Genomic DNA, 26356 nt, shown 5'->3' with positions numbered 1-26356 from the left:
CCAATGCTTTACCAATCCACTCTGCAATTAATTTAACTATAAATATTAAATTCTATATTAGCGGGTGCTATAAATACTGTTTTTCCTTTTTTAGCAGCGAGTATCCTTTTTTGAGAATATAGTGCACCTAACAACTCATTCACTTTATTACGATTTCGAAACCTACTGGGTCCATATTGCAGTATAGTGTTTTTCCTGATGTAGGGCACAAAGCACCGACAGCAATACTCTTTAATCCAGAAGTAAAGTTCATCCGCTTCTGAATTAACCAGTGTAAATCTCGGGGGATTAGAAACAAGTCGAATATACTCATCTACATACCAGGTACTGATCTCCACAGCCGCCTCCGTAGTCAGAAGAGATATATCACCTTCATCACCATTAAAGTAATGCAATAATGCCGCAATTCTTGCCATATTTTCAGCCATTTTAGAGGCATAATCTTTAAAATTAGACAGTGCTCCAAGAATCCCCATTTCCGACTCAACTTTATTATAAAATTCGAGCCAGCGTTTTTCAGCCTCAGGGGAGAAGTACATACACTGACGTTCATTTTCATCATTTCTGGTAATACTCTCGTTAACGATCCCCATCAGTCGTAGATGAAATACCGGTAGATGCTCGCTTGAGACAACCGGGCTGGTAATTTGCCGGTAGCCCTGTGTTGAACCAGGCTGACACATCAAGCACCGTGCGAAGAATCCGATCCCTTTCGCTGTATCGCCTTTTCGTTCCAGATATCCTTTTTTAAGCACATCAGGCTGGACCATCAGTGCCAGCGTCATTCTGGCATCTTTGATTAATTTATCTGGTTCGCTTTTTCTTTCCACGGGAAACATTGCGCCATCCCACATTTTATTGATGAAAGGCAGTTCATTCAGCGCATAGCCGTTAAAAATGGTGCCAGCTTCATCAGACATAAGACCGATAGACCGCCAGCGCCCACTGAGATAGTCTTTTATCGCCGCAGGTGTGGCATCATTGAATATCTGTCTGAACCTGACCGGTGCTTTCGGGTATGTTGCCAACAGCGCTTTCAGTCGTTCATTCGTTGTGGAATGTTCTTTGTTACGGGAAATCTCTGATTTTAGTTTTGACATCAAGGCTTTCTTTTCAACATTAAAAGCCGTTTCCTCATTCCGCCAGATAATCAGATCCTGGGTATATTTTTCAAACCATTCATCTTCCAGCTGATACAATGGCTTCATTAGCAGTTTGTCCACCGTACTTTTGCGTTCACCCGATTCCGCCAGTGTCAGTAAAAAAAGCGATACCGGGCTGCGCAGATTATTCAGTCTGCACACATCAATCCGGTTCTGGCAGGCAAGAGAAATAACCCCTAGTACTGATGCGGCAATCAAAGCCTGAGGAGCCTGCGTATGCTGTTCTACTTCGTAAACTGCATTTCTGATGATCTGTGGGAACACATGTACAGGAAAAGGACGACCACACAGCATAGATACCTCTCATTCAGTTAACGTTTAAAACGATTTCACTCATATTGCTATTCCGCTATTAATAGTAGAAATAGCAGGATGAACTCGGGTCATCCAAAAAATAAATGCAAAAAACACCTGATGTTAACGCTCACTGATCCAATACAGCAGGTCACTTAACAGCCACCCGCAGGATTTCAGACCAATAGACTTACGCAGTGGAAACTGACCGACTTGCTCTAGTTTCCAGGCCGTTGAACGGGATACAGATGTAATGTGCTGACGCTCTTTTTCACGTACAAGGCGATCATGAGGTTCGCCATTGTTGCGTAATACCTGTAAGCGTTCTTCTGATGTTGGACTGTTGAATTTTGCTTTCATACTGCCTCCTTTGTTTCGATGGATGCAGCATGGCTCAAGCAGGCGTTAATATAAAAGAAGTTGACGGCTTATTAAGGTGCACATTGCTTATTGTGGTGCTTACAGTGGCTTGATGTGGTTTTTACGGTGGCTTAATGTGGTTTTTACGGTGGCTTAATGTGGGAGTTTTAAGATACATTTGAGGCTTCTTAAATAGAATATTCGATGTGTTTACCGTTTTTCCTTTGCGTCATTACGTTTCTAGTAAAACCTGAAACATAAATATTGAAAAGGTTAAAAGGGATATTCATTAAGAGATATGTATTAATCATGCAACTCACAATAATGAAAAAATCTCATAAATACATTTTTCTCAATATTAACTTTTCCATTTATGGCTATACTCTATATTAGCTTTGCATAATTAAGGATTAGTCAACAAAAAAATTTATTATAACTTTCCCAACATAGATTGCTGAGAATGATAAATATTAGAACTTATGAATAATGCTAACAAGTTTTTATATTTGCCATAAAATAATAAATTACTTGAAGTATCATTGAATTGATTTCAACCAGCGGCGAATAGTTTCCGGGCTGAATTCTCGTCCAGGTAATATATCCTTGGCATCCGAATTCAACATATTCGCGATTGGTGCAGCCTCAAGTTTACCATTTTTACTTTTATAGTGCTTACTTAACATTATAAATATAGCATCCCGTTCTGCCTTAGATACCCTTTCTTTAGCCCCTTTAACAATTTCTTTAGCGTTCACATTTTGATCAACGTTACTTTCTGCTCCGGGAACTACTGACTTTATATTTTGAGGTGAAACCTCAACTGTACCTTCGGTAAATAAAGACTCATCTAAAACAGCTTCAATGTCAGGTCCAACAAAGAAGTCTTCTTTGAAAATCACAAAAGAATGATTAAAAAATAAAATATGATCACTTACATTGCCATTAATAATTACTGCCCCGGGAGTATTAATAATAGCATTACGTGAGGTTCCATTTGCAATATGATACCCTTCATTTGCAAAACGAGTTATTTTAGTTGGTTTTACTTCCCAAAAGCCATATGCCAGACCTTGGTAAGAAATATAAGATGAAACAATTTCATTTTGATCTTTATTTTTTTCAATTTCACATTCTTGTGGATTTAGAGGAATAAAGACCCTGTAAGCCGTTGAACCAAAAACGCTTTGGTACTCATCAGAACCTGAAGTAATATTTTCTATTTCCGAATTGTCATCCCCTTCGAATGTTCTTTTCAAGCAACATGGAACAGCATCTAATTTTACAAATAGCTTCCTCGAAAAATTCAACCAATCGCTTATAACTTTCGTAATAGATATATTTTCCCGTTCACATATGTCAGTGATTGAAAGGAAAATGCCAGTCTCGACTGCATTATTATTTTTGTTATCTAAAGTAAACAAACATCCCCCCACTAATTATATAATAAAGATAGCGCTTTTAACTATTACGTTTATCATACATGATTTCTATTAAGAGAAACATAAAAATACATCGTTTTTAGAATCAAAAAAAACAAATTCATTAATGTGAATTAAATCACAAACTGTATAAATTAATCTAAAAAAAATAGACGTGTATCATATGGTGGCAATTCAAGAATCACGCAACAGTCAAAAAATTCAGATGACTAGAAAACTCTTTGCCTTCTGCAGCGAATGGAGAATAAAGAACCAGAATTTTGGGCAAGACAAGCATACGCCGCCCTTCTATCTATTAATGATAACCTTGCTAGCATTCTCCTTCCGAACTAGAATCAGTGCAGTAAAAAGGGATCTCACATGACAAAAAAAACATCACATACTCAGATCACCAGGACTCAAATCTACCGTGCCGTCGCCAGCTCAACCGCGATCGAAACCGGTGTCTCTGTGCAAAAAATTGAGCAGCAACTCAAACAAAATCAGGCACAGGCAAAAGCCGTTGGCCTCGCCCGTTAATCTGGCAAGATGTCGCTCACCAGTTGCATCATAGGGCTGTAGTTCCCTGAGACACCCGCCTGTATTGCCTTGAAGTAAAACGCCTTGTGCTCATCCCACAGGCTGTAATCAAGTAAGCCCTTCCCTGCCAGAACCGACAGCACATCGCAAAGTAGCCGCGACAGACGCCCGTTACCTTCTCTGAATGGGTGGATCAAAATAAACTCCACATGGCATTCAGCCAGATAACTTACCAGCTCCAGACGAGCCAGGGATTTGAGTTCACCAGACCGAGAAAGAAACTGCTTCTCGAAGCCATCAAGCAGCAGCGGAATCCTGTCGGCAGCCGCAAACTGAAAGCCATCCTTAGTTAGGTTGGCATTACGCAGCCTCCCCGCCCAGTCGTACACATTCCCCAGCCATTGGCGATGCCACCTGCTGATGTGCTCAAAAGCCAGCGCCTCAGGCGGCTGGCCCTCAATAAATAGCTGCTCATACAGCATCAGCAGCAAGCCAGACTCCAGCGCCTCCATTTCCTGTTCATCAATAAATCCCAGCTTATTAGCCAGCACTAAGTCTCCAGAGCCCGGCTGATAGCGTTCCTCTGCAGAATTAAGCTCATATTTTGACAAGCTTTTACCTCCGCCCAAACAAGTTCACAACGTTGTTTTCCTGCTGCCGTTGATAGTTATTAACTCGGTCTTCCCAGATCTCAAGCGCCCTGCGCTTTTCAGTCAGGTAATCATAACGGTCATAGTGTTTCGAGCTGACATCATTCAGAGCATGATTCTGAATACGGTCGCGGATCTCTTTGCTGATCCCCGCCTCCCCCATCAGAGTCTTACAGGTCCTACGTAAATCTCGCGCTGTGAAAACTTTAAACTCAGGATTAAAAGCCCGGAAATACATGATGGAACGCGCCAGACTATCAGTACGTACCGGTCGATCTCCATTGGTCGAGAGTGGGAAGATATAGGGACTGTTGCTTTCCTTAGTCAGTTCTTTCACTGAGGCTAATTCACTCAATGCCGATTCAGTCAGCGGGATCAGATGTTCACGTTTGTTTTTCGATACATCGGCAATGACTAGTAACGTCTTTTGCTGCCAGTCAATCGCGCTCCACTGGCTGGCAATCATTTCGAAAGGACGTTGCCCACCAGCATAAACGCAGAAGCGGATTAAATGCTGCATCAGCGGCCCAACGTTGGTTGCCTCTGCGAATTGCTCTATGACAACATGCAGCTCTTCCAACGTTAACCATGTATCACCCACTTTTTCCGCCGAAGACTGCTTCGGTATGGCCGATACCGGGTTAACTTCAAGGCCGAACGTAATACCCACGCTGGTATTCATCGGATCGTTATCAGCCTTCAGACCGTAGTTAAATGCCGCCATCAGGTAGGAACGAATTCGGTTCGCATGGACCACCGCATCACGCTGGATAATGCCTGAGAGAATGGTTTTGATCTGCAGAGACGTCACGTCCTTCGCTTTGGTATCACGAGGAATAACCGAGTAGCACTCTCTTTCCATGCGCTTCAATACATCAGCCCACGTCCGCTTATTGTCGAGCTTCATCTTGTTAACGTAGCCATGCACCAGTTCTTCAAATGATCCTTGAGAACGATGGATCTGCATGATGTGCTGTTCGGCCAGGCGCTGTTGCTCAAGCTCTTGCTGGGGCTCTTTTCCTTCAACAAGCCAGGCACCATACTTTTTCGCCAGCTCATTGGCCTTCACCAGTTTCATCTCAGGCCAGATGCCCAATTGGATGAACTTCTCTTTTTTCCCTTTATCAACGTAGTAACGGAAATAAAAAACCTTGCTGCCTGAAGGCTGAACCTTAACGCCAAGCCTGCCGGTACCACGTTGAGCACTGTTGCTCCACACGTAGTACGCCGTGCTTTTTGTCTTCAATCCACGTATAGCAGTCTCGGTAAGATTAGCGGCCATGAGTTTACCTTTATGAGAATAAGCGTTACCTGACCCGATGCCCATTTCGGGTCAGGTAATGGGTCAGGTAAGGATAGTACAATGAGGAAATAAGAGAACCAATCAGAAACAAAAATAACTTCATAACCGATTGATTATAGACAATTAAAAATACAAACAGAGACAATGGCGAACATTTAAAAACATGCCGATTTTATGACTCATAATCGCTTGGTCGCTGGTTCAAGTCCAGCAGGGGCCACCAAATTTTAGCTTTAAAATCAAACAATTAAGCCACTCTAGCGAGTGGCTTTTTTGTTGTCTCGTTTTTGAGTGGCGATAAAATGGCAGCAGTGGATCAACGAAAAAACCACCGAAGCGGGCTATTTTAGAAATGCATATGCCCTTCATCTTCCCTGTCAGCATTCCCGGATAGCTTTCGCCACAATATGATCCATCTTTTCTCCGCTTAAAAGTGGTTTGCACGGTTCCCAATGGATTACATTCTGTTTTATAACGGCTGGCGACGTCATTCCCGTCGAGGAAGTATCAGTCCGGATGAATATGAATATTGCCTGACAGGTGATTCAGAAAAGTTGTCAGGTTTTGTTTGACCGTTACACCTGTTGGCGGCGGACATCACATAGTGTTTGGAAAATAAAATGATCAGACGGGAGAAAAATCGGCGACGGCAGTACAGTCGCCGGAGGATCAGCGGCGATATACTCTGATGGAAAAGAGTAGCCAGGTCATAAAGACCACCAGGAAAGCCAGTAGACTCATTGATTCCGGCAAACGGGCATGGTCAAACAGTACGCCAACGGCCGCACATAATATCGCCACGCCCAGTAAGATCAGCAGTGTCTGACGGTGGCTGAAGCCGCATTTCATGACGATGTGGTGAATATGTCCGCGATCCGGGCGGAACGGACTCGCGCCACTGAGTATCCGGCGCAACGAGACCGCACATAGATCGGTCAGTGGAAGAGCAATCAGCCACAGCGCGGTTACCGGAGCAACCACGGCATCATCGGACTGGGTCGCAACCACCAGCAGCCAGATAGCGGCAAAACCGATAACCGTGCTGCCCGCATCACCCATGAACACTTTGCGTTTACTGCCACCGAAAAAGCCAAGATTCGCGGCCATGTATGGCAATATCGACAGCACCAGCGCCAGGCACCATTGCCAGGCGCCGCTGTTGTCGTGCAGATAAAAAAGTAACCCCAGCGCGCCAAATGTGACGCAAGAAATAGCACCGAGTAATCCATCAATACCATCAATCATATTAAAGGCATTAATTGAGGCCCAAATGGCAATCAGCGTGAGCAGATACCCTATGACACCTAACGTCACTACATAACCGGGAATAATTTCCCCCAGCGAATCCAGCCACAGTCCCGATCGCATCATGATGACCGCCGCGATAGCCTGCGCAACCACGCGCGGCAGCACCGGCAGATTGAAGCGGTCATCCAGCACGCCGATAATCAGCAGCATGGAGATACAGAACCAGAATTCGCTTTGATGCGGCAACCAGCCGGGATTAATGAATTGCAAGGCGCTCATGGCTACCCACAGTGAAATGCCGCCTACCAGCGGAATATGGCCTTCATGTGTTTTACGAGCGTCAGGTTTATCAACCAGACCGAACACCGGTGCCCCAAAACGGGCAATTGCTAGCCCGCCCAACGCACAAAGCAAAACTATCAAAAAATCCATCTTAGCTTCCTGTTGTTACATGTCAGCCAGGCGGGAGATCGGTTCCGGTTATGCGCCAGCGACATCGTTATAAGAGAAGTCCCCCGCGTCGCCGCGGAGGATAAGACTAGTTTTTCTCAGAGTAGCTGTAGCCGTAATGGTGGTAGCCGTAGCCATAGTAGCTGCTGGCGCGTTTGATAACGCCGTTGAGGATAGCCCCTTTGATATTAACGCCCGCTAGCTCCAGGCGCTGGACGCACACTGTCATTTCTTTCACGCTGTTCATACCAAACCGCGCTACCACAAGACTAGTGCCAGCGCTGCGTCCGATCACAGCCGCATCGGTCACGGCCAGAATAGGCGGTGTATCGATGATCACCATATCGTAATGCTCGCTCGCCCACTCCATCAGCTGGCGGAAGCGATCGTGCATTAACAGTTCTGCCGGGTTTGGCGGCACTTGCCCACGAGTAATGACATCCAGGCCCGCTTTCTTGTAAGTCTGAATGACTTCAGTAACGATTTTCTTACCGGACAACACTGAGGACAACCCATCGTTGTTGCTGATGTTAAACAAGTCGTGAACATAACCGCGACGCATATCGGCATCGATAAACAACACCTTCTGATCTCCCTGCCTTACGATCGCCGCCAGCATGCTGCTGATGAAAGTTTTACCGCTGTCTGGCGTCGCGCCGGAAATCATCAGAATATTATTAGACGACTCCATCATTGCGAAATGCAGGCTGGTACGCAGACCGCGAATCGCTTCTACCGCCAGGTCTATTGGATTATCAACGGCCAGGAACGGCACATCTTTGGTTTTATGTCGCAGCTGCGACGAGAAGAGTTTTTTGCCACGCAGGTAAGTTTTTTTCACCAGCCATTCCGACATCGGCACCGTGGCATACACATTGATACCCTGCTCTTCCAGCTGTTCCGGCGATTCAATGCCTTTACGCAATATCGTACGCATCAGCACCAGGCCGACAGCCGCAAACAACCCGAGGAACAGGCCTAACGCTACTATCAGCGCTTTCTTCGGTTTGATCGGCTTCGGCTGCGTCACCGCCGGGTCGATAATGCGCACGTTACCGATAGCGCTCGATTGAGCAATGCCCAACTCCTGCTGCCGGTTCAGTAATTGCAAATAAACCACACGACCAGACTCCACGTCACGGCTTAACCGTAATACTTCTTGTTGGGTGGTCGGCATAGACGAAACGCGCTTATTCAAACGCGATTTTTCCTGCTCAAGCGTCTGGCGTTTTTCGATCAACGCCCGGTACGTTGGATGATCCTTTTTATACAGCTGCGAGATCTCCGCTTCGCGGAAGGTCAGTTCGTTTAACTGATTATCCGCATTCACAATTTGATCCAGCACCGCTTTCGCTTCGAGATTCAGATCCACAGAGTTGCGCTGTTTGCGATAGACGTTCAGCTTGTCTTCTGCCTGATCCAGCTCGCTGCGCACCTGCGGTAACTGCCGGTTGAGGAATTCCAGACTTTTAGAATCCTGCGCCGCCTGGCGTGCGATGTTCTGCTGTAAGTAGTTGTCGGCGATGCTGGTGAGCACGCGGGCAATTTCCTCGGGCTCGTCACCGGTCATGGCCAATGCCAGCATGCCGCTGTCTTTACCTTTTTCCGTGACGCTAAAGCGCGTCTGCAAATCGTTGATGGCTTCCAGTTCCGTCAGCTTTTTTAGCTTAAAACGCGTACCCGGCGCGGCGGCGATATCGCTGACTTTCAGCACGATACCGTTTTTCTCCAGCGTTTCACCGACTCGACCTTCAGCAGTCAGCGCCTCACCTTCTATCTGATACTGTCCGTTTTCGCCCACCGTGAGGGTCAGCACCGGATCTTCCCCTACGCGACGCGGGATATTGAGCAACGAGACCGCGAGAGTTGGCCTCGCCTGGCCCTTCAATCGTGCCCAGCCACGGCCCAGCAGCGGGAAATATTCTGGCTCCGTGACGTTACGCAGCCCCAGATCGTCAATAGTTTTCCCGAGTATCATACGAGATTGTAGTAACTGGATTTCCGGCGCAGACTCCAGTGACGTAGTCGGCATTATCTGGCTTAAACTGCTGAGGAGCGCGTTACCCTGCTTCTGCTCCACCTGAACCAGCGCATCGGCCTGGTACACCGGCGTGGTAAACAGGGCATAAATCAGTGCCGCGCCCGTGAACAGTGCTGTCACGCCTAAAATCAGCTTTCGATGATCAATCAGATTGCCCAGCAGGCGGCCTAAATCCAGTTCCATGTCGCCCGCCGGGGCGCCCGAAGCCTGAGTGATTTTTGTCGACATAAAGAATCAATACCCTGTTTATGATTTTCTGAGCCGCTTGGCCCATTCCTGACTGGATTGCTCCAGCAGGCGATAAATATGTTCAAACGCTTCCGGACTTTTACGGTACGGGTCAGGGATCTCTTTTTTCCCTAACCACTGTCCGAAAAGCATGGTTTTGCCTCTTGCTTCCGGCGCGATGGCCGTGACTTGTTCGATATGTTCCGGCTCCATCACCATGAGCAGGTCATATTCCCGCGCCATGGCAGGTGTTAATTTGCGCGCCAGGTGATTGTCCAGCGACAGGCCATGCGCCGCAGCCACTTCCGCCGCCGTAACGTCCGCAGGATGGCCGGCCAACCCGTAGGTACCGGCAGAATCAATTTTCATGTCCGGGATGATCTTTCGCAGCAGTCGTTCTCCGGTCGGCGAACGGCAAATGTTTCCGGTACAAATAACCAGGATTGAATTAAACATTAGTTTGGCCAGTTGTTGATATAACGTGCGGTTTCAGTAAGGTCATGTATGCCGGTAATGGTCGGCACCAGTTGCGAGATAACGCGGTTCCAGCGCACCAGCGGCGCGGTAGTGACATAAACGATATCGTACGGCTCCAGCTGGAACTCAGTACCCAGCACCATCGCAGTGGCGTCATTCGCATTGAGCTGATAGACGTTGGCGATCTTGCCGTTTTGTTTGTTTTTCATCGCCCGGATAACGAAGATCCCGGTGGCATCGGACATCTCCTGCTTAAGCCCTTCGGCGGTGCCCAGCGCTTCGGCAAGCGTCATGCCGCTGCGGTCCATTTTCAGGGTGCTTTGCTTGCCGACTTCGCCCATGACGAAAATTTTCAGATCGTCATTGCGCGGCACGAACAGGATGTCACCTGGATATAACAGTTTGTTCTGGGTCAGATCACCGCGCTGCATCAGCGCGTACAGGGAAATGCGGGAATCTTTGCCGTTGTGCGTTAGCACCACGTTGCGCCAGTCCGCGTCGGCCGATAAGCCGCCTGCGGTATTGATCGCATCCATCACAGTCAGCGGGATGTTGGTGATCGGCTGCTGCCCTGATTTCTCCACTTCGCCGGTGACATAGGCTTTTTGAGAGCGGAATGCCGCAATGCTGACATCCACCTGTGGACTTTCAATGACCGAATCGAGGCGCGCGGTGATATCTTCACGCACCTGAGCTATCGTTTTCCCGGCCACTTTCAGCTTCCCGATATACGGATAGAAAATGGTCCCGTCAGAATTGACCCAGTTCCCCGTATCGCTGGCGCTGCGGTACTGCCCGGCCGGAGTTGTCAGCTCCGGATGATCCCATACCGTGACCATCAGGACATCGCCAATACCAATACGGTATTCGTAATTATTGAGTTGGGCGTCCAGTTCCGGGTTGGCGCGCGATGCCGCCACATGCGGGCTTAACTGGTCAATCAGCCCCGGCGTGACCGGGAAAACGTTGACCATTTTGTCGATGTCATAATTGCTGTCAGGTAATTCAATGACATCTTTTCCACGGGTGCTTAATCCCTGGCCCGGTACGATCGTACAACCGGTTAACATCCCGATCGTTAACGCCACAACAGAAAATTTAAAGATACGCTTTTTCATTGGGTGGTCATCATCAAGTTATTCAAAAAAGTAAGCCAACTCACGGTCGTTACTGGCCGACGCGTCCGTTGTCGGGGCGTCGGCGCAGCATGGCGCCGTGGACTCAGGCTAAAAGGAGCATTACTGCCCAACCGGCATTTCGCGCTCGGCGGTCATGCCATACAATTGGTATTTACGGCCCAGCATCTGGCCGCCGTCACGGGTCAGCGGCGACCAGGTAATCAACGAATGATTGCGGTTGGGCGAAATGGTCATCAGATCGAATGGAATCGAAATATAGAACCCTTTACTGAAGCCGCCTTCACCGTAATCGTCTTTAGATACGTTAGTAACGGCCGCCCAGATCCCAACGGTCATACCGCTGTCAAAGCGTTTCGCCACATCAAGGGTCGCCCCCTTGTCTTTTGCGAGGTACTGCCCGACGCTAAGTTTCATCAACACGCTATTTAGCTGCGGTGGATTCCAGTACGCCGTCAGGAAGCCGGTCGGCGCGGAATAGTCGGTAAAGCGCATCATGTTGTTCCAGTCGCGCTGTTTGACGTAGTTCGCATCCACGCCGAGCGCCCAACTGGCATCCAGCGGGCGATACAGCACTTCAGCACCCACACCGCCGTACATCGTTTCAAGGTAACCGCCATACATTTGACCGTAGAACCCGTTGCCGAGATAGCCGACGTAGTTCCCCTGTAAGTTGTTGACGTAGTTGTCGTTCTCAACGTAATCCCGCACATGCGTGCGCACGCGCGGCAGCGTGGAGTCCGCCGGCAACGCCGACGATTTAAACTTGTCGTAATTGTTCTTCACATTGAAAAACAGGCCGCCATCCAACAGCAGGTTGTCGGTCAGCCAGTAGTTGGCGCTTGCCAGCACACCCAGTTGATACATGTAGAAATCTTCCGGACCGCCCAGCGACTGGGCGAGGGTCGGCGAAAACGAGTAGCTGAAACGGTCAGGCCGGATGCGGTAACCGTGGCCCCATCCGGACGTATCGACCGGATCGACGCGGCGCTGGATCACAGTCGCCGTCTGCCCCAGCGGCACACCTTCCTGCTCGCGGCGCAGGCTAGCCACATCGGTTTCGGTCGTCACCTGTGGCAGGTGATTGCGGATTTGGGTAACGCTGAGGGTATCAATATTGTCCGGCAGCGCATTTAACAGAATTGTATTCGCACGAGTTACCCCTTCGCGTGAATCGCGATAACGGTACTGCTCGCCGTGCATGTATAGCGTGCGGCCACGCTGCTGGATTTCCGGCTCGGCAAATCCGGCGTTGTATTTCAGTTCGGTCAGGGCGGTAGCGGCGGCGGTGTATTGCAGCGTATCGCCTTTCGCCGATCCGCGGTACGCCGGGCGCGGATTGTCACGCAGCGCCGGACGCAAATCATTAAAGTTGGTGCGCAGAGTCACGCCGAACATCAGGGTATTGCCACGTTCGTAGCTCAGGTTCACATCCGCCCAGTCGGCTGCACGGTAAATCGCGCCCACATTCACGTGGCTGGACTGCGTAACGGGCCCGGAAAATTCATCTTGGTAATCGTTGCCGTCATACTCAATCTTCAGGCGCAGCGGCTGCCATGGCGTCTGGTATTCCATTCCGGCATACAGTGCCGCTGGGCCGCGGAACATATCGGAAAAACTGATATCCCCGGCATCGTGCGACTGCGCGCGGGTACAGTATTTATCGCTGGCACGGCAGAACGGGTTGGTGACGTTTCCGCTGTTGCCTGAGTAACCCCAGGCCATCCCGACCGTGAAATCAAGAGGTCCTGTTTGTTTACTGGCGGCCAGATATTCGCTGTCAAATAGCCCGGTTCCGGCAATGTCCCGTTTACCGAACGCCACCTGCGGCAGCCAGTAGCCTTCTTCCCAGAGCCGGACTTTAAAATCGAAGGATTTGTCTTTGTAGGTCTGGTCACCGCTGAAATCGGTGTTTCCACTGTATTTGCGGGTGCGAACATCAGTGTAACGAATCGTCCCTTCCAGCCATGGAAATAATGCAATAGAAGTGGAGTAAAAACGATACTGATCGTTGTCGCGGTAGTTGAGGCTGAACTCCCCTTCACGAGCGATACGGGCTGTCGGCATCTGCAGCAGCCCGGTACCACCGAAGTCAGACTGCGACGGACCAATCGGATCCGGGTACGTCAGCACGTCGGCGTGACAGACGCTGGAAATCGCGGCAGCGAGGCAGCTTAAAATAAAGGTTTTACGCATCAGTCAGGGATCCGGCGGGTCAAAACAGAAATCAGATGTTCATTGAGTGACGCAAATTCACGCGGCAACGCCCAGGAGGAAAAACCCACCCAGATAAGGCTGCCGGGTTCAGCCTCGATATGGCGCGAGTTCCAGTACGCGACCGGAGCTGTCTGCGTGCTGCCGTCCGGACGAATCACCACCGCAACGTTCTTATCTGCGCCCGCCAGCCGCGCATGACCTTGCAAATACTGTCGTATTGATTTACCCGCTTGCCACGGTTGCGGTCCGGCACCGTCCAGCGCGCCCATCACGGTGACGGTATCGGGACGCCCGCCGACCCACAGCGTGTAATCACCCGTCAGTTGCAGATTATGAGCGGCGTTCAGCCGGACGACATCGGGGTCAAGACTGACAAACTGCCGCCCCGCTACACGCACCGTGCGCATCTGCGCTTCCACCGCCGCAATAGTGGCGGCCTGCTGCGGAACGGCCTGAGCTTTCCACGCCGCCAGCTGCTTCATCGCCGCCTGATATTGCGCCTGGGCCTGCATCGATGCCGACGGCATCGCAATCAGAGCTCCAGGCCACCAGACACTGTCTATTAGCGACGGTTCGGTGACGAGCTGCGCCAGCGTCTGCGCTTGCTTAATGAACCGTTCATGGCCGTTGCGGGTGTCGTGTACGGTGACTATGCTGTCCGCCAGGGCATGGCCACTGAACGCAAGCATAACGGCGCTCAGCAGAATATATTTCAGGCTTTTCATGGGGCTGGTTTCAGGGTTGTGAATTCCACAGGAAAGACTCCTGCTCCAAGCATTTGTTGGCTCTGCCTTACCTGGCTGGTGCGGGTATCGATCCAAAAGGTGTTACGCCAGGATCTTGCCGGAGCGGTGCTTTCAACGTTTTCATGCCACACCTGGCAGGGTACTGCCTGTCCGGCGATGTTCAGCACCTCGCTGCCTGCCGGTTCAAAGCTTGACTTCAGCGTAGCGGCGCGGTAGTGACCCTCTTCGGTCCATTGAATTACCCGCTGCCAGGTCGTTCCTGCCGTCAGGGAATTTGCGTGCAGTAAGGGATCCGGTGTCGTCGCAGTTATGTTCAGCAGGTTGTAATGAAGGTTGACGGTTTTCATCAAACGTCCGTTACGGGTTACCACCATCGCACCGTCCTGGGACAACCATTTGCTTTGGTCCTGCCCGATGTAGCCCAGCACGACGAAAATTCGCTGGCCGCCGTTCAGACGCAAATACATCGTCGAGTACGGTAGCGCCGCAATCTGCGCATCTGGCACCGTAATGTCCCGATCGCCGGTAACGACCGTGCTGAAGGTATCCACCATACTCTGCTGGCCTGGAGTACACCCTTGCAGGAGCAGGCCGGCCAACATCGCGATCGCGGTACGCGTCAGAAATCCCTTACGCATAATCAACTTACCACTGAAATAAAGTCATTGCGGCGACGTCAGGTCAGGCCGCGATTTCAAAATCTAAATACCCGGGGCAAACATCGCCACCGGGTTTGAACTACTTCGCCCTGTAGGGCAGCATGCCTGAGACGGCGTCCCGGCCAGACATTAGCGGGTCACTGTGGTGGTTGTGGTACCGGTTCCACTTTTAGAACCATCGCCATTATCGTTAGCAGCAGCTACCGCCAGAGCAGCGAGGCCGGCAACCGCCGCCACGCTGACTACAGTAGCGGCACCAATCGCACCCGTTGCTGCACCACCGGTAGTAATGGCGCTGGCGCCGGTACCGGTTGCTGCCGGTGCGGCGAAAGCCGGATTAATTCCGACCAACGTCAGCGCAGCGAGAACTGCACAAAGCGTCTTTTTCATTTACGTTCCTCATTCAATGAATGGACTAGAAGATCACCTGTAATACAGGTAATGACAGTGGGCGTTATGCCCTGGCTGAATCCCGGGCCAGAGCCCGGGAAATCATCGCGCTACCGCAGCTTCATCGTCTTTCAGAAAGGCGCGCCGACCCGTCTGGCCCCGCCCCCGCGTAAAACGCGCCGTCTCATTAACGGTGATTGAAAGTACGCGACGGGTATTCAGTCACAAACAGCGAATATTACTGCTGTTACCGCCTTTGTATGATGCAGTCAATTCGCTGCTGAATGACGGATTATTCAAAATGATTCACGTTAATAATGCCGGGCTTATTAATATGTGATGGTAATTTAGCCAGACAAAAAGGATATAAAGAGGACGCGTAAAATACACGTCTGGCAAGAATTACATATCCCTATGTACAACGCTGGCATAACCATTCTTTGCGGGGTAGGATAAATCCTAAAAGCAGAAAAGACAACGTTATTTAACTAAAAACGACACAATTTTTAACCATAAAACCCATAAGGATAATAGGCCAATTTAATTCGTAACTCATTGATATAAATATATTAATATAAAGAAACAGATTATAAACGCTTATTTTTTGTCCAAATGTGGATAAAAAAAGTACACGCATGATATAAGCGGATAGCGAGATGGGAAAGCACAAGGTAGAGAATATCCATGGATATTGTTCCTAAGAACGTTACTGGTCCCAACATACTTTTTTAGCATTTCGTGGCATTTCCGATAATATTGCTTTTATCCCTTCTGTTCTGCTTCTGACTCTGCTATTCGTAACGGGAAAAGAGAGTGGGGTCGTCTGTTAACAACGGTCGGTTATCTGAATTCGGAATACCATGACAGATATAGTTCATGTGGCAAGAAGAAATATAACAATCTCCATTTCATGCTAACAGCCGTAGCCATTAAATGCGCATGTTCGTTTCTGCATTAAGCATTATTTATTGCTATTTCAATACAAAATGCTTTCTTCAACCGAAGGCACTTTTAACAGATTAAAAAACAACCAGAGAGGCGAAATAATTAACGCAAATAGAGAGAGGAACAAAATGACGATGAGAGACGGCGACAGCATCCGCCTGGTTAACCTTGCTCGGTGCTAATCACCAATGACGATCAATTAAAAGCATGCCATTTTATGACCCGTAATCGCCTGGCCCTGGTTCAAGCCCAGCAGGGACCGCCAAATTTTAGCTTTAAGATCGTATGATTAAGCCACTTTTAACGAAGTGGCTTTTTTGGTTTCAGCTCCTCAGTATCTCTGCTGGGTCGGTTAACAATCTCACCTCATTTTGCTATTCTCAGGCACCATTAAAAGATTCTTCTTTTCATAAAAATACATATAAAACAAAGGATAAGGTAAGCCTGTGACTATCCAGAATGAAACGTTTAAAAAACAGATTGCGTGGTCCTGCCGCCATATGGTTCGTACTTTGAAGCAGATTGAGGCACTCCCCGACCTGAGCCACGTGCGTCTGGCCTGCAACATGCACCTCGATCTGAAGATGATTCCTCTGGTGGAAGGCCTGCTGAAGAAAAATGCCAAAGTCTTTCTCACCACCTGTAATCCGACTACCGTGCAGGATGATGTTGTCACTTACCTGATCGCGGCGGGAGCCGAAGCCTGCGCATGGCGCAATATGGGCGATGCCGACTGGCGAGATTCATGGGAACAAGCGATTGCCTGGCGTCCCACGCACCTGTGTGAAATGGGGGCAGATATCACCACTTTGTTGCATCAGCGCGGTGAGTTCGGTGATGTCGTTGCCTGCCTCGAAGCAACCGGTTCTGGCGTAAATCGTCTTGCCGATCTGCGCCCTGGCTACCCTATTTTTAACTGGGATGATTTGCCGGTAAAAGAAGGGCTACACAACCGCCATATGGTAGGGCTGACCGCCTGGCAGACCTTCTTCCAGACCACTCACCTGACGCTGCATGAAAAGAAAGTGCTGGTGATTGGCTACGGCCTGGTAGGCCAGGGCGTTGCCGCTGCGGCAAAAGCCTATGGCGGACAGGTAATGGTTGCGGAACTCGATCCCGCTCGCCGCCTGCAGGCCGCCTACGATGGCTGGCACCTGGTCGATATTCATGAAGCCATTGCCACGACGGATGTTATCGCTACCGCAACCGGCGCGAAGAAAGTTGTTAGCGCGGCCGTGCTGGATAACGCGAAGGACGGTGTGTTTGTGCTCAACGTAGGCCATGTCGCTGAAGAGATCGACTGTGAATACCTGAAGCAATATCCGCATGAAGAAGTAATGCCGTTTATTAACGCCTACCGGCTAAATGGCAAGACTCTTTATTTGATGGCAAACGGCTCCATGCTGAATCTGACCGCCGGATTCGGCGACAGCCTGAACGCCTTTGATGTCACCCTGGCCGTAATGGCAAGCGGTATCAAACATATTGTGACCGCCGGGCAGGAAGCAGAGAAAGCCGTCTATTTATTGCCGAAACACGTCTGGGAAAAGGCGCTGTAAACTCCCGGACTTACAATATGCCGGCGGGACGCATGACTGGTCCTGATACAGGTTGACACTTTTCAGGACGGGCCATTGCGGAATAACGTTTTTACCTGAACCCATACGGCAGCCTGCCTGCCGTATGCTATGTTTCACCGGCCGCAGCGAGAGCGTCGTTAATCCGCAGGCAGCCATGATAACGGGTCGGCTGTCGCTATCCTCGTCGGCCCGGATGCCGGATACAACGCGGGCGTCGTTCTGGATATAAGCGCTGGCTGGCAATGGTGTCGGTGCAAATACCGCTTTCATTACCAGCTGTGTTGCTGCTACTTCTTACCCTAAATCCGCCCCGTTACTTGCAATAACCTTCTTATACCACCAGAACGATTTCTTACGGGTGCGCTCCAGCGAGCCATTCCCCTGGTCGTCGCGGTCAACGTAGACAAAACCGTAGCGCTTGCTCATCTCGCCAGTCGAAGCGGAAACCAGATCGATACAGCCCCACGAGGTATAGCCGATAACCGGAACACCGTCTTCTATTGCTTCACTCATCGCTAAAATATGTTCGCGCAGGTAGCTGATACGGTAATCATCTTCAATTTCGCCCTGCTCGTTAATTTCGTCTTTCGCGCCCAGGCCATTTTCCACAAGGAACAGCGGCTTCTGGTAGCGGTCGTACATCATATTCATGGTGATGCGCAACCCCAGCGGATCGATGCCCCAGCCCCATTCGCTAGCCTGAATGTGTGGGTTTTTCAGGGATTTCACGATATTCGCCGCGTTGCTGTTCTGCTCGTTCATTTCCGCTGACGCACAGCGCGAGGCGTAATAGCTGAAGGAGACAAAGTCGACGGTGTTTTTCAGGATTTCCGCATCGCCCGGCAGCATCTCAACGGTAATGCCCTTCTCTTTAAACAAACGTCTGGTATAAGACGGATAGTTGCCGCGCGCCTGTACGTCGATAAAGAACAGGTTCTCGCGATCTTTTTCCAGCGCGGCCCACACGTCTTCCGGCTTGCACGACCACGGATAGAAATTCCCGCCCGCCAGCATGCAGCCCACCTGATTTTCCGGATTGATTTCATGGGCGATTTTAGTGGCCAGCGCGCTTGCGACAAGCTCGTGATGCGCAGCCTGGTACTTCACCTGCTCCTGATTATCGTCCTTCTCAAACACCAGGCCAGCACCGGAGAACGGGCTATGCAGCAGGATGTTGATTTCATTAAACGTCAGCCAGTATTTCACCAGCCCGTCAAAGGCTTCAAAACAGGTGCGGGCATAATGAGTGAAAAACTCAACCACTTTACGGTTGCGCCAGGAGCCATATTCACGCACCAGATGCATCGGCACATCGAAGTGGCACAGCGTGACCAGCGGCTCAATACCGTGTTTTTTACATTCGCTGAATACATCACGATAAAACGCGATGCCTTCTGCGTTTGGCACCGTCTCGTCCCCGTTGGGGAAGATGCGGCTCCAGGCAATAGAAGTACGGAAGACGGTAAAGCCCATTTCCGCCATCAGGGCGATATCATCTTTATAACGATGGTAAAAATCGATAGCCTGGTGGCTGGGATAAAATTCATCGTCACGCAGCGCAAAGCGCTTTTCCTGGCCCAGTTTTACCGCCAGGCGCGCTTTGCCGTGAGGGATCATATCCACCGTCGTCATGCCTTTACCGCCTTCCAGCCAGGCCCCTTCGGCCTGGTTTGCCGCAAGCGCCCCACCCCATAAAAAGTCGGCGGGGAAAATTGATTCGGCCATGAAATACCTCTTTTTAATTAACTTGTACGTTCTGTTGCACGTCGGTAACGGGCACCCGTTCTTTTTCCTGATTTTCCAGCGGGATATCTTCAAATCCCAGCACCAGCGTGAGGATGAAGGAGAGCACGACGGCAAGCGCCATCACGCCAAATACCCAGACGATGGTCATCGGATTGGATGGATCAAAAAACTGCACGCTGGTAAACAGCCCTGGCGCCGCCATTGAATGGCTCGCAAGGCCAGCAACGCCAGCGACGCCGCCGCAGACAAAACCGCTGATTAATGCCGCCACGAGCGGACGTTTCAGACGTATAGCCACGCCATAAAGCGCAGGTTCTGAAATCCCGGCAACGATAGCTGACGCCGCTGCCGCAAGCGCGGTCTGGCGCAGCTCCGGGTTTTTAGTTTTCCAGGCCACCGCCAGAGATGAACCGCCCAGCGACAGGTTGGCGCCAATTTCCGAGGGCATAACCATGCCTTCTTTGCCAGTTTCAGCGATGGTCTGAATAATAGTCGGGGTAAAGACGCGGTGCATGCCGGTCATCACCAGCAGCGGCCACAGCCCGCCCATAATCGCCACGGACAGCCAGCCAAGATAGCTGTGAACGGTGTAAACCAGCGCGGAGATACCGCTGCCGATCCAGATCCCCAGCGGGCCAATTAATAAGATAGCGATCGGCGCGGAAATCAGCACGATCAGCATTGGCTTAAGGAAATTTTTCGTCACCGCCGGAGTGATTTTATCGACCCAGCGCTCTATGTACGAAAGCAGCCACGTCATCACCAGCGCAGGGATCACCGTATAGGTGTATTTGACCGCCGTAACGGAAAGGCCCATAAATTCAACGGGCTGGCCCTGCGCAGCCTTAGCCATTAAATCAACAAAGTTCGGATGAACCAGCACCCCGGCAATGGCGATAGCCAGCGACATGTTAGTTTTGAATTTAAGAGCTGCGGAAGCCGCAACCATCACCGGCAGGAAGAAGAAAGCCCCGTCGCCAATCAGGTTAAGGATGACAAGTGTGGAGGAACCCTTTTCAAAGACGCCGGTCATGTCCAGCATCATGGCGAGCAATTTAACCATTGACCCGCCAATGATCGCCGGGATCAGCGGCGACATGGTGCCGATCAGCGCGTCCAGAATGCCTGCGCCGATACGCTTTAGCGTGATCTTTCCTTTTTCAGGAACGGGTTTTTCGCCTACCGCGCTTTCCGGCAGCAGCTTCAGCACTTCGGCGTAAGCCTGTGAAACCGTGTTACCGATAATCACCTGGCACTGTTTTTCATTTCTGACTACGCCCAGCACGCCGCTGATGGACTTCAGTTTTGCGGCATCAACGACGGCATCATCATTCAGGACAAAGCGTAAACGCGTCATGCAGTGCGTGACGGCCGCAATGTTACTGCCTCCACCGAGGGCATCGACTATCGATCGTGATACTGCCGTATAATCTTTAGACATATTTAACAGTTCTCAAGTGTAGGTAACCGGTTCCACACAAGAGTGTTAATATTGAATAAACATAGCAATCAAAAAAAAATCATTATTAAATTTTTGTGATGAAGATCGCCATAAGCGGACGAATAACGCGATGTTGCCGCATCAAGCCCTGCGTGTAAAATAAGGCCAATTTTAAGGAACCAGGAATTCTCTATGTCGACAATGCTGGAAGTGGCAAGGAAAGCAGGCGTTTCAAAAGCTACCGTATCAAGAGTATTGTCCGGTAAAGGATACGTTAGCGAAGCGACGAAAAAGCAGGTATATCAGGCAATTGAAGAAACCGGCTACCGTCCAAATCTGCTGGCAAGGAAACTGGCGAGCAATGCATCCCAGTGCATTGGCCTGGTCGTCACCAATACGCTTTATAACGGCAACTATTTCAGTGAAATTCTGACCCAGGCGGCAAAAAAATTAGAAGCCAACGGCCGCCAGCTTATTCTGATGGACGGCAAACACAGCGCCCGGGAAGAGCGGGAAGCCATAGAGTTTCTGCTGGATTTACAATGCGATGCGATAATTATTTATCCGCGATTTTTAACCCCGGATGAAATGGACGATATTATCGAACAGCACAAGCAGCCTATTATGGTGGTGAACAGAAAACTCAGGAAGCACCACAGCCACTGTATTTGCTGCGATCACCAAGGCGCCAGTTTTAACGCCACAAAATATCTTATTCAACGTGGCCACCGGGAAATCGCTTTTATTACCGGTTCGATGGACTCGCCGACGGCGATTGAGCGTCTTTCGGGCTATAAAGACGCGTTGCGGACATTCGGCATTGCCTTGCAGGATAATCTTATCGTGCCGGGAAAATGGACGCCAGCCAGCGGATTTTCTGCTGTGGAATCACTGATTAATAATCAGATAAGTTACAGCGCCATCGTTGCCAGCAATGATGATATGGCCATCGGTGCGATGAAAAAATTAAACGAGTCCGCTATACAGATACCTGAAGCCGTGTCCGTTATTGGTTTTGATAATATACCTACCGCATCTTATCTGACCCCGTCCCTTGCAAGCGTAAAAGATCCGGTAAGCGAGATGATGGGTGAAGTGATTAACCGTTTAATTTCCATGTTAGACGGCGGCTATATATCTAAAGAGAATATTTTTACGTCAGATTTGCTGGTGCGTGATTCCATCGACGATGGGCCTTTTAAATAAAAGCCCATCGTTTTTAACAGGTTATTCGGCGACTTTTATTATCAGCTTGCCGAAGTTTTTGCCGCTCAGCAGCCCACGGAACGCCTCAACGACGTTTTCCAGGCCATCGACAACATCCTCGCGGAACTGGATTTTACCTTCACTAAGCCACCGGCTCATCTGCTCATAGAATTCTGGATAACGATCGCCGTAGTCCTGAGAGATGATGAAACCCTGCACGCGCAGGCGTTTTTTGAGGATTTTACCCATCAACAGCGGCAAGCGGTCCTCGGTAAAAGCGCTGTTCTGCCCGTTGTACTGGCTGATCATGCCGCACACCGGAACGCGCGCTTTGGTATTCAGCAAAGGCAGCACCGCATCAAACACCGCCCCGCCAACGCTTTCAAAATAGACGTCGATGCCCTGCGGGCAGGCCTTTTTAAGCTGTTCTGCAAATTCCGGCGCTTTATGATCGATACAGGCGTCGAACTTAAGCGTCTCAGTCACATAGCGGCATTTATCCTCGCCACCGGCAATCCCCACAATTCTGGCGCCGCGTAATTTCGCCACCTGGCCCACGACGGAGCCCACCGCCCCGCTGGCTGCTGCCACGACAACGGTTTCCCCTTTCTGCGGGTTCCCAATGTCCGTCAGCCCCATATAGCCGGTAAATCCAGGCATCCCCAGCAGACCAAGCGCATAAGAAGGATGGCTCATATTAGCGTCCAGCTTTTGCAGCCCTTCGCCGTCAGAGAGCGCATAATCCTGCCAGCCGGTGTAAGCCAGCACCAGATCGCCCTGCTTATAATCAGGATGTTCGGATGTCTCAACCCGGCAGACGGTGCCGCCAACCATCGTATCGCCGATGCCTAACGGCGCAGAGTAAGATTCTGCATCATCCATGCGTCCGCGCATATACGGGTCGAGGGAAAGATAAAGCGTGCGCAACAGCATCTGGCCCTTCGCAGGCTGCGGGACATCTTCTTCCCGCAGCACGATATCTTCACTGGTTGGCATACCCTCAGGGCGCTTCGCCAGCACAAAGCGGCGGTTAATCCGGGACGACTGCGTCATAACGAACTCCTTAATCTTAAGGTGTTAAACTCCCAGACTAGACAAAAAATTCGCGATGGAAGATAAAATTTGTGCGGAATACGCCCATGTTTAAGCTTGTCGGCAAGGTATGCCGATTCAGAGCCCGCGTTTTATGGGGCGGGGGGAAGAATCTACCGACGCCGAAAACAGATTATCCTTCCACCCCGGTCAGAATGCAGCTCACCGCCAGCAAATCTGCGCTTCCGCCGGGACTGAGATTACGGGCAATCAGATTAGCATCCATTTCGCGCATATCCTCCACGGTCCAGCCTTGTTTCAGTAACCGCGCGGCGTAGCGCTGAACGTAGCGCAACCCTGTTAGCCCACCACGCGAAACCAGATTGGTGTCCGGGTTGTGCGCCATCAGCCGCAGCAGAGCAGTCAGTAAACGGCGCTGCGGATCGGTTTCTTCAAACCAGTAAGGCAGCACATGCTGACGCACAGTCAGAAAACCGCTTTCAGCTTCGCCTCTCGCCCCGGTCAGGCCAAATTGTTGATAGAGCCTTTCGCCAACGGTTGATGCCCTGCGGGCGCCTGTCAACTCTCTTTCTACTAGCCCGTTGCAAATTTTACCGACTGCCGCGCACAGCGTTGAGGTATTAATAACCTTTCCCTGCCCCTTCAGACGCCCGGCGGCGGTGCACAACAGACTGAGCGAGAAAATGCCGCCCTTATGGGTATTCACTCCGCCGGTTGCCTGATACATCGCCTGTTCGCAGGCAATGCCTGCCGGACGAATCAGGCGCAGCAGTTCGCTCGTCCCGCGTTCCACATGTTCCAGTCCCAGCGCATGAAAAACGCTAAACCAGGGTGAAATGGCGGCAATGCTTTTCTGAAACAGTGCCAAATTCATATCGCGATGCGAGCCGTTATTGGCGCTGTCTACCAGCCCCGGCTTCGGCGTCAGCCAAACTTCTTCCCACAGCGCCTGCTGCGCCAGCTCCGGTACGCTTAAAGAGGAGACAGCAGCAAAGCTAATCCCTGGCAAACCAGCCATCGATCAGACCCTCCACGCGTTGGATAACCTCATCCAGCGGATGGCGACGCGAACGAGCGCAGGCGTGAGCCGGTTCGTCGCACAATAGACAGCGTCGCCCGGGCCGATCCAGCGAATGTCGCCCCACAGGTCCACGATCCGGGCAAACCACATCCATATCCCACAGTCGTCCGAGCGGATGCTTTTGCTCCAGCGCGACCGTCGCTGCTTTTATTTCAGCGGCAGAATGCGCCACGCTCCATAGCGCCTCCGCGCCGGTTGGCAGCCACAGCACCTGGCGTTCCAGCACCGGCCAGCAACGTTGCCAGAGCAACTGGTCGCAGGCCTGTATAGCCACCGCCATGCAGTTACGGTAGCGAATACTGTCTTTCACCGGGCCGGGCGTTACTAGCGTCAGAGAGATGACCGGCTGCTGATGCTTCATCAGCCAGCTATTCTGCCGGCAGGCCCGACGCTCTTTCGCCTCCAGCAAGGTTTCCAGCATAATACCTTCAACGTCCACCAGCGCTTCGCTCATCGTGACCTACTCCTCTTTTATCTGACGCACCACATCAATTACGCTACCGTCGCGGTAGCGAATCACCCCGACAATGCGCCGGGTGAATTCAATAGGTTTTGGCTCCCCGCTAAGGGCAATCGCCCGCTGATACAGTACTTCAATATCCATCACATTCAGTCCAGCCGTTAGTAGGCGTTCGCGGATCTCCGGGCGTGCTGGATTAACCGCAATACCGTGGTCGGTTACCAGCACGTCTATGCTTTCTCCCGGCGTCACGCGGGTCGTAACCTGTTTCACTACCGTTGGGATCCGGGTGCGCAGCAACGGCGCGACCACAATCGTCAGGTTGGCCGCACTCGCCACATCGCAATGTCCACCAGAAGCGCCGCGTATCACGCCATCCGAGCCGGTGATCACATTGACGTTAAAATCGAGATCGATCTCCAGCGCGCTGAGGATCACCACATCGAGCCGATCGCAGCTTGTACCTTTAGCTACAGGGTTGGCATAAACGTTAGTGGAAATCTCTATATGATTAGGGTTACGCGCCAGCGAAGCCGCTGCCTGACCATCGAAGCTCTGAGTATCGAGCAGCTTTTCGATCAGCCCCTTTTCATGCAGATCTACCAGGCTGCCGGTAATGCCGCCGAGGGCGAAGCGAGCAATAACGCCGTTGCGTTCCATCTTCTCTTCCATAAATCGCGTGCAGGCGGTAGCTGCGGCTCCCGATCCGGTCTGCATGGAGAAGCCGTTACGAAAGTAACCAGAATGTTCAATCACTTCGGCCGCCGCCCGGGCAATCATCAGTTCACGCGGGTTGCTGGTAACGCGCGCGGCGCCAACGCTGATTTTTGTCGGATCGCCGACGGTATCGACTTTCACGATATAGTCCACTTCGTCCTGTATCAGGCTGGCGGGCATATTGGGAAAAGGCACCAGCTCTTCGGTCAGCAACACTACTTTACGGGCAAAATGGGCGTCTACTTTAGCGTAACCCAGCGACCCACAGCAGGATTTACCTTGCGTACCATTGGCGTTACCGAATTCATCGCTGCACGGCACGCCGAGGAACGAGACATCAATAGTTAATTCGCCATCTTGCAGCAGCTTGACGCGTCCGCCGTGGGAGTGGATTTGCACCGGCTCTTCCATCAGGCCGTGCGAGATAGCATCCGCCAGCCTGCCACGCATTCCTGAAGTATAAATGCGGGTAATCACGCCTGAACGGATGTGCTCGATCAGCGCATCGTTGCAGGTCATCAGCGAACTGGAAGCGAGAGTAAGATTTTTAAACCCAAGGTCTGCCAGTGTCGTTACCACATGGTTAATCACCCGATCGCCTTCGCGAAACGCATGATGAAAAGAAATAGTCATACCATCCCGTAAACCGCAGCGGGCAATGGCCTGCTCCAGGGTTTCGCACAGCTTGCGATTTTTCTTCTCCTCAACGTCCGCCAGCCAGGGTGTGAGATGATGAGCGCTTTCAAAGACCTGTAAATGAGCAAGGTGTGGATAGTCGAGATGTAAAATTTCAGTCATGTTATTCAT

The 26356-nt window shown here is 50.8% G+C and carries 22 protein-coding genes; 3 read left to right on the top strand and 19 right to left on the bottom strand.

What is annotated here, in order from left to right; genetic code table 11:
• Window positions 1-32 precede the first annotated feature (32 nt).
• The 3 genes from E2L00_RS09405 to E2L00_RS09395 all read right to left on the bottom strand — a co-directional run bounded on the left by E2L00_RS09405 (window position 33) and on the right by E2L00_RS09395 (window position 3238).
• Window positions 33-1457: a YfjI family protein gene (locus E2L00_RS09405; RefSeq protein WP_167610294.1), complete on the bottom strand. Its 1425-nt coding sequence runs from the start codon at window positions 1455-1457 to the stop codon at window positions 33-35.
• 123 nt (window positions 1458-1580) lie between these two features.
• On the bottom strand, window positions 1581-1817 hold the full coding sequence (locus E2L00_RS09400; protein WP_046694510.1) for a helix-turn-helix transcriptional regulator: 237 nt from the start codon (window positions 1815-1817) through the stop codon (window positions 1581-1583).
• A 536-nt stretch (window positions 1818-2353) separates the two neighbouring features.
• Window positions 2354-3238 carry a hypothetical protein gene (locus E2L00_RS09395; protein WP_167610290.1) on the bottom strand — a complete coding sequence of 295 codons (885 nt, stop codon included), beginning with the start codon at window positions 3236-3238 and terminating at the stop codon, window positions 2354-2356.
• 378 nt (window positions 3239-3616) lie between these two features.
• Here E2L00_RS09395 and E2L00_RS09390 point away from each other — a divergent pair, with 378 nt between their 5' ends.
• Complete coding sequence (locus E2L00_RS09390) at window positions 3617-3775, top strand: hypothetical protein (protein ID WP_103161909.1); 159 nt, start codon at window positions 3617-3619, stop codon at window positions 3773-3775.
• Here E2L00_RS09390 and E2L00_RS09385 read toward each other — a convergent pair.
• The 10 genes from E2L00_RS09385 to E2L00_RS09340 form a co-directional block, all read right to left on the bottom strand.
• Window positions 3772-4386 carry a Fic/DOC family protein gene (locus E2L00_RS09385; protein WP_172665411.1) on the bottom strand — a complete coding sequence of 205 codons (615 nt, stop codon included), beginning with the start codon at window positions 4384-4386 and terminating at the stop codon, window positions 3772-3774. The genes E2L00_RS09390 and E2L00_RS09385 overlap by 4 nt on opposite strands.
• Before the next feature lie 4 nt (window positions 4387-4390).
• Window positions 4391-5707 carry a tyrosine-type recombinase/integrase gene (locus tag E2L00_RS09380; RefSeq protein WP_167610287.1) on the bottom strand — a complete coding sequence of 439 codons (1317 nt, stop codon included), beginning with the start codon at window positions 5705-5707 and terminating at the stop codon, window positions 4391-4393.
• Between the two features lie 690 nt (window positions 5708-6397).
• Window positions 6398-7408: a UDP-N-acetylglucosamine--undecaprenyl-phosphate N-acetylglucosaminephosphotransferase gene (gene wecA / locus E2L00_RS09375; RefSeq protein WP_167610284.1), complete on the bottom strand. Its 1011-nt coding sequence runs from the start codon at window positions 7406-7408 to the stop codon at window positions 6398-6400.
• A gap of 106 nt (window positions 7409-7514) precedes the next feature.
• Window positions 7515-9695: a tyrosine-protein kinase gene (gene etk / locus E2L00_RS09370; RefSeq protein ID WP_167610281.1), complete on the bottom strand. Its 2181-nt coding sequence runs from the start codon at window positions 9693-9695 to the stop codon at window positions 7515-7517.
• A gap of 18 nt (window positions 9696-9713) precedes the next feature.
• On the bottom strand, window positions 9714-10163 hold the full coding sequence (locus E2L00_RS09365; RefSeq protein WP_167610787.1) for an arsenate reductase/protein-tyrosine-phosphatase family protein: 450 nt from the start codon (window positions 10161-10163) through the stop codon (window positions 9714-9716).
• Window positions 10151-11290 carry a polysaccharide export protein gene (locus E2L00_RS09360; RefSeq protein ID WP_167610278.1) on the bottom strand — a complete coding sequence of 380 codons (1140 nt, stop codon included), beginning with the start codon at window positions 11288-11290 and terminating at the stop codon, window positions 10151-10153. The genes E2L00_RS09365 and E2L00_RS09360 overlap by 13 nt, the downstream gene beginning before the upstream one ends.
• 120 nt (window positions 11291-11410) lie before the next feature.
• Window positions 11411-13504, bottom strand: coding sequence for a YjbH domain-containing protein (locus E2L00_RS09355; protein ID WP_420808841.1), 2094 nt, complete (start codon window positions 13502-13504; stop codon window positions 11411-11413).
• Window positions 13504-14250, bottom strand: coding sequence for a capsule biosynthesis GfcC family protein (locus E2L00_RS09350; protein WP_236127712.1), 747 nt, complete (start codon window positions 14248-14250; stop codon window positions 13504-13506). Before E2L00_RS09350 ends, E2L00_RS09355 begins: the two co-directional genes overlap by 1 nt.
• Window positions 14247-14909, bottom strand: a complete 663-nt coding sequence (locus E2L00_RS09345; protein ID WP_275940755.1) for a YjbF family lipoprotein — start codon at window positions 14907-14909, stop codon at window positions 14247-14249. Before E2L00_RS09345 ends, E2L00_RS09350 begins: the two co-directional genes overlap by 4 nt.
• A gap of 150 nt (window positions 14910-15059) precedes the next feature.
• On the bottom strand, window positions 15060-15320 hold the full coding sequence (locus E2L00_RS09340) for a hypothetical protein (RefSeq protein WP_167610275.1): 261 nt from the start codon (window positions 15318-15320) through the stop codon (window positions 15060-15062).
• 1445 nt (window positions 15321-16765) lie between these two features.
• On the opposite strand from E2L00_RS09340, the gene E2L00_RS09335 reads away from it, so the two are divergent.
• Window positions 16766-17824, top strand: coding sequence for an adenosylhomocysteinase (locus E2L00_RS09335; protein ID WP_201279375.1), 1059 nt, complete (start codon window positions 16766-16768; stop codon window positions 17822-17824).
• Window positions 17825-18139: 315 nt separating this feature from the next.
• Here the strand turns inward: E2L00_RS09335 and E2L00_RS09330 are convergent, their stop codons facing one another.
• Window positions 18140-19570 (bottom strand): 6-phospho-beta-glucosidase, encoded by a 1431-nt coding sequence (locus tag E2L00_RS09330; protein ID WP_167610272.1) that lies wholly within the window; start codon window positions 19568-19570, stop codon window positions 18140-18142.
• A 13-nt stretch (window positions 19571-19583) separates the two neighbouring features.
• Window positions 19584-21032 carry a PTS cellobiose/arbutin/salicin transporter subunit IIBC gene (ascF, locus tag E2L00_RS09325; RefSeq protein WP_167610269.1) on the bottom strand — a complete coding sequence of 483 codons (1449 nt, stop codon included), beginning with the start codon at window positions 21030-21032 and terminating at the stop codon, window positions 19584-19586.
• Between the two features lie 192 nt (window positions 21033-21224).
• On the opposite strand from ascF, the gene E2L00_RS09320 reads away from it, so the two are divergent.
• Window positions 21225-22238 (top strand): LacI family DNA-binding transcriptional regulator, encoded by a 1014-nt coding sequence (locus E2L00_RS09320; protein WP_167610266.1) that lies wholly within the window; start codon window positions 21225-21227, stop codon window positions 22236-22238.
• Window positions 22239-22259: 21 nt separating this feature from the next.
• Here the strand turns inward: E2L00_RS09320 and E2L00_RS09315 are convergent, their stop codons facing one another.
• The 4 genes from E2L00_RS09315 to citF all read right to left on the bottom strand — a co-directional run bounded on the left by E2L00_RS09315 (window position 22260) and on the right by citF (window position 26356).
• Window positions 22260-23291 carry an NADP-dependent oxidoreductase gene (locus E2L00_RS09315; protein WP_167610263.1) on the bottom strand — a complete coding sequence of 344 codons (1032 nt, stop codon included), beginning with the start codon at window positions 23289-23291 and terminating at the stop codon, window positions 22260-22262.
• 172 nt (window positions 23292-23463) lie between these two features.
• Entirely contained in the window at window positions 23464-24309 is an 846-nt protein-coding gene (gene citG / locus E2L00_RS09310; protein ID WP_167610260.1) for a triphosphoribosyl-dephospho-CoA synthase CitG, read from the bottom strand.
• Window positions 24287-24826 carry a citrate lyase holo-[acyl-carrier protein] synthase gene (gene citX / locus E2L00_RS09305; RefSeq protein ID WP_167610257.1) on the bottom strand — a complete coding sequence of 180 codons (540 nt, stop codon included), beginning with the start codon at window positions 24824-24826 and terminating at the stop codon, window positions 24287-24289. Before citX ends, citG begins: the two co-directional genes overlap by 23 nt.
• A gap of 6 nt (window positions 24827-24832) precedes the next feature.
• Window positions 24833-26356 carry a citrate lyase subunit alpha gene (gene citF, locus E2L00_RS09300; protein WP_167610254.1) on the bottom strand — a complete coding sequence of 508 codons (1524 nt, stop codon included), beginning with the start codon at window positions 26354-26356 and terminating at the stop codon, window positions 24833-24835.

This window comes from Cedecea colo (genome assembly GCF_011808225.1).
Classification (GTDB): domain Bacteria; phylum Pseudomonadota; class Gammaproteobacteria; order Enterobacterales; family Enterobacteriaceae; genus Dryocola; species Dryocola colo.
This window is presented reverse-complemented; position numbering and strand designations above follow the sequence as displayed.

Excerpts from the sequence above, each read along its gene's own strand:
- wecA (WP_167610284.1), bottom strand. The coding sequence starts at position 7,408 with ATGGATTTTTTGATAGTTTTGCTTTGTGCGTTGGGCGGGCTAGCAATT.
- E2L00_RS09320 (WP_167610266.1), top strand. The coding sequence starts at position 21,225 with ATGTCGACAATGCTGGAAGTGGCAAGGAAAGCAGGCGTTTCAAAAGCT.
- E2L00_RS09355 (WP_420808841.1), bottom strand. The coding sequence starts at position 13,504 with ATGCGTAAAACCTTTATTTTAAGCTGCCTCGCTGCCGCGATTTCCAGC.
- citX (WP_167610257.1), bottom strand. The coding sequence starts at position 24,826 with ATGAGCGAAGCGCTGGTGGACGTTGAAGGTATTATGCTGGAAACCTTG.
- citG (WP_167610260.1), bottom strand. The coding sequence starts at position 24,309 with ATGGCTGGTTTGCCAGGGATTAGCTTTGCTGCTGTCTCCTCTTTAAGC.
- etk (WP_167610281.1), bottom strand. The coding sequence starts at position 9,695 with ATGTCGACAAAAATCACTCAGGCTTCGGGCGCCCCGGCGGGCGACATG.
- ascF (WP_167610269.1), bottom strand. The coding sequence starts at position 21,032 with ATGTCTAAAGATTATACGGCAGTATCACGATCGATAGTCGATGCCCTC.
- E2L00_RS09345 (WP_275940755.1), bottom strand. The coding sequence starts at position 14,909 with ATGCGTAAGGGATTTCTGACGCGTACCGCGATCGCGATGTTGGCCGGC.
- citF (WP_167610254.1), bottom strand. The coding sequence starts at position 26,356 with ATGAATAACATGACTGAAATTTTACATCTCGACTATCCACACCTTGCT.
- E2L00_RS09400 (WP_046694510.1), bottom strand. The coding sequence starts at position 1,817 with ATGAAAGCAAAATTCAACAGTCCAACATCAGAAGAACGCTTACAGGTA.
- E2L00_RS09335 (WP_201279375.1), top strand. The coding sequence starts at position 16,766 with ATGGTTCGTACTTTGAAGCAGATTGAGGCACTCCCCGACCTGAGCCAC.
- E2L00_RS09330 (WP_167610272.1), bottom strand. The coding sequence starts at position 19,570 with ATGGCCGAATCAATTTTCCCCGCCGACTTTTTATGGGGTGGGGCGCTT.
- E2L00_RS09380 (WP_167610287.1), bottom strand. The coding sequence starts at position 5,707 with ATGGCCGCTAATCTTACCGAGACTGCTATACGTGGATTGAAGACAAAA.
- E2L00_RS09315 (WP_167610263.1), bottom strand. The coding sequence starts at position 23,291 with ATGACGCAGTCGTCCCGGATTAACCGCCGCTTTGTGCTGGCGAAGCGC.
- E2L00_RS09340 (WP_167610275.1), bottom strand. The coding sequence starts at position 15,320 with ATGAAAAAGACGCTTTGTGCAGTTCTCGCTGCGCTGACGTTGGTCGGA.
- E2L00_RS09390 (WP_103161909.1), top strand. The coding sequence starts at position 3,617 with ATGACAAAAAAAACATCACATACTCAGATCACCAGGACTCAAATCTAC.
- E2L00_RS09350 (WP_236127712.1), bottom strand. The coding sequence starts at position 14,250 with ATGAAAAGCCTGAAATATATTCTGCTGAGCGCCGTTATGCTTGCGTTC.
- E2L00_RS09405 (WP_167610294.1), bottom strand. The coding sequence starts at position 1,457 with ATGCTGTGTGGTCGTCCTTTTCCTGTACATGTGTTCCCACAGATCATC.
- E2L00_RS09360 (WP_167610278.1), bottom strand. The coding sequence starts at position 11,290 with ATGAAAAAGCGTATCTTTAAATTTTCTGTTGTGGCGTTAACGATCGGG.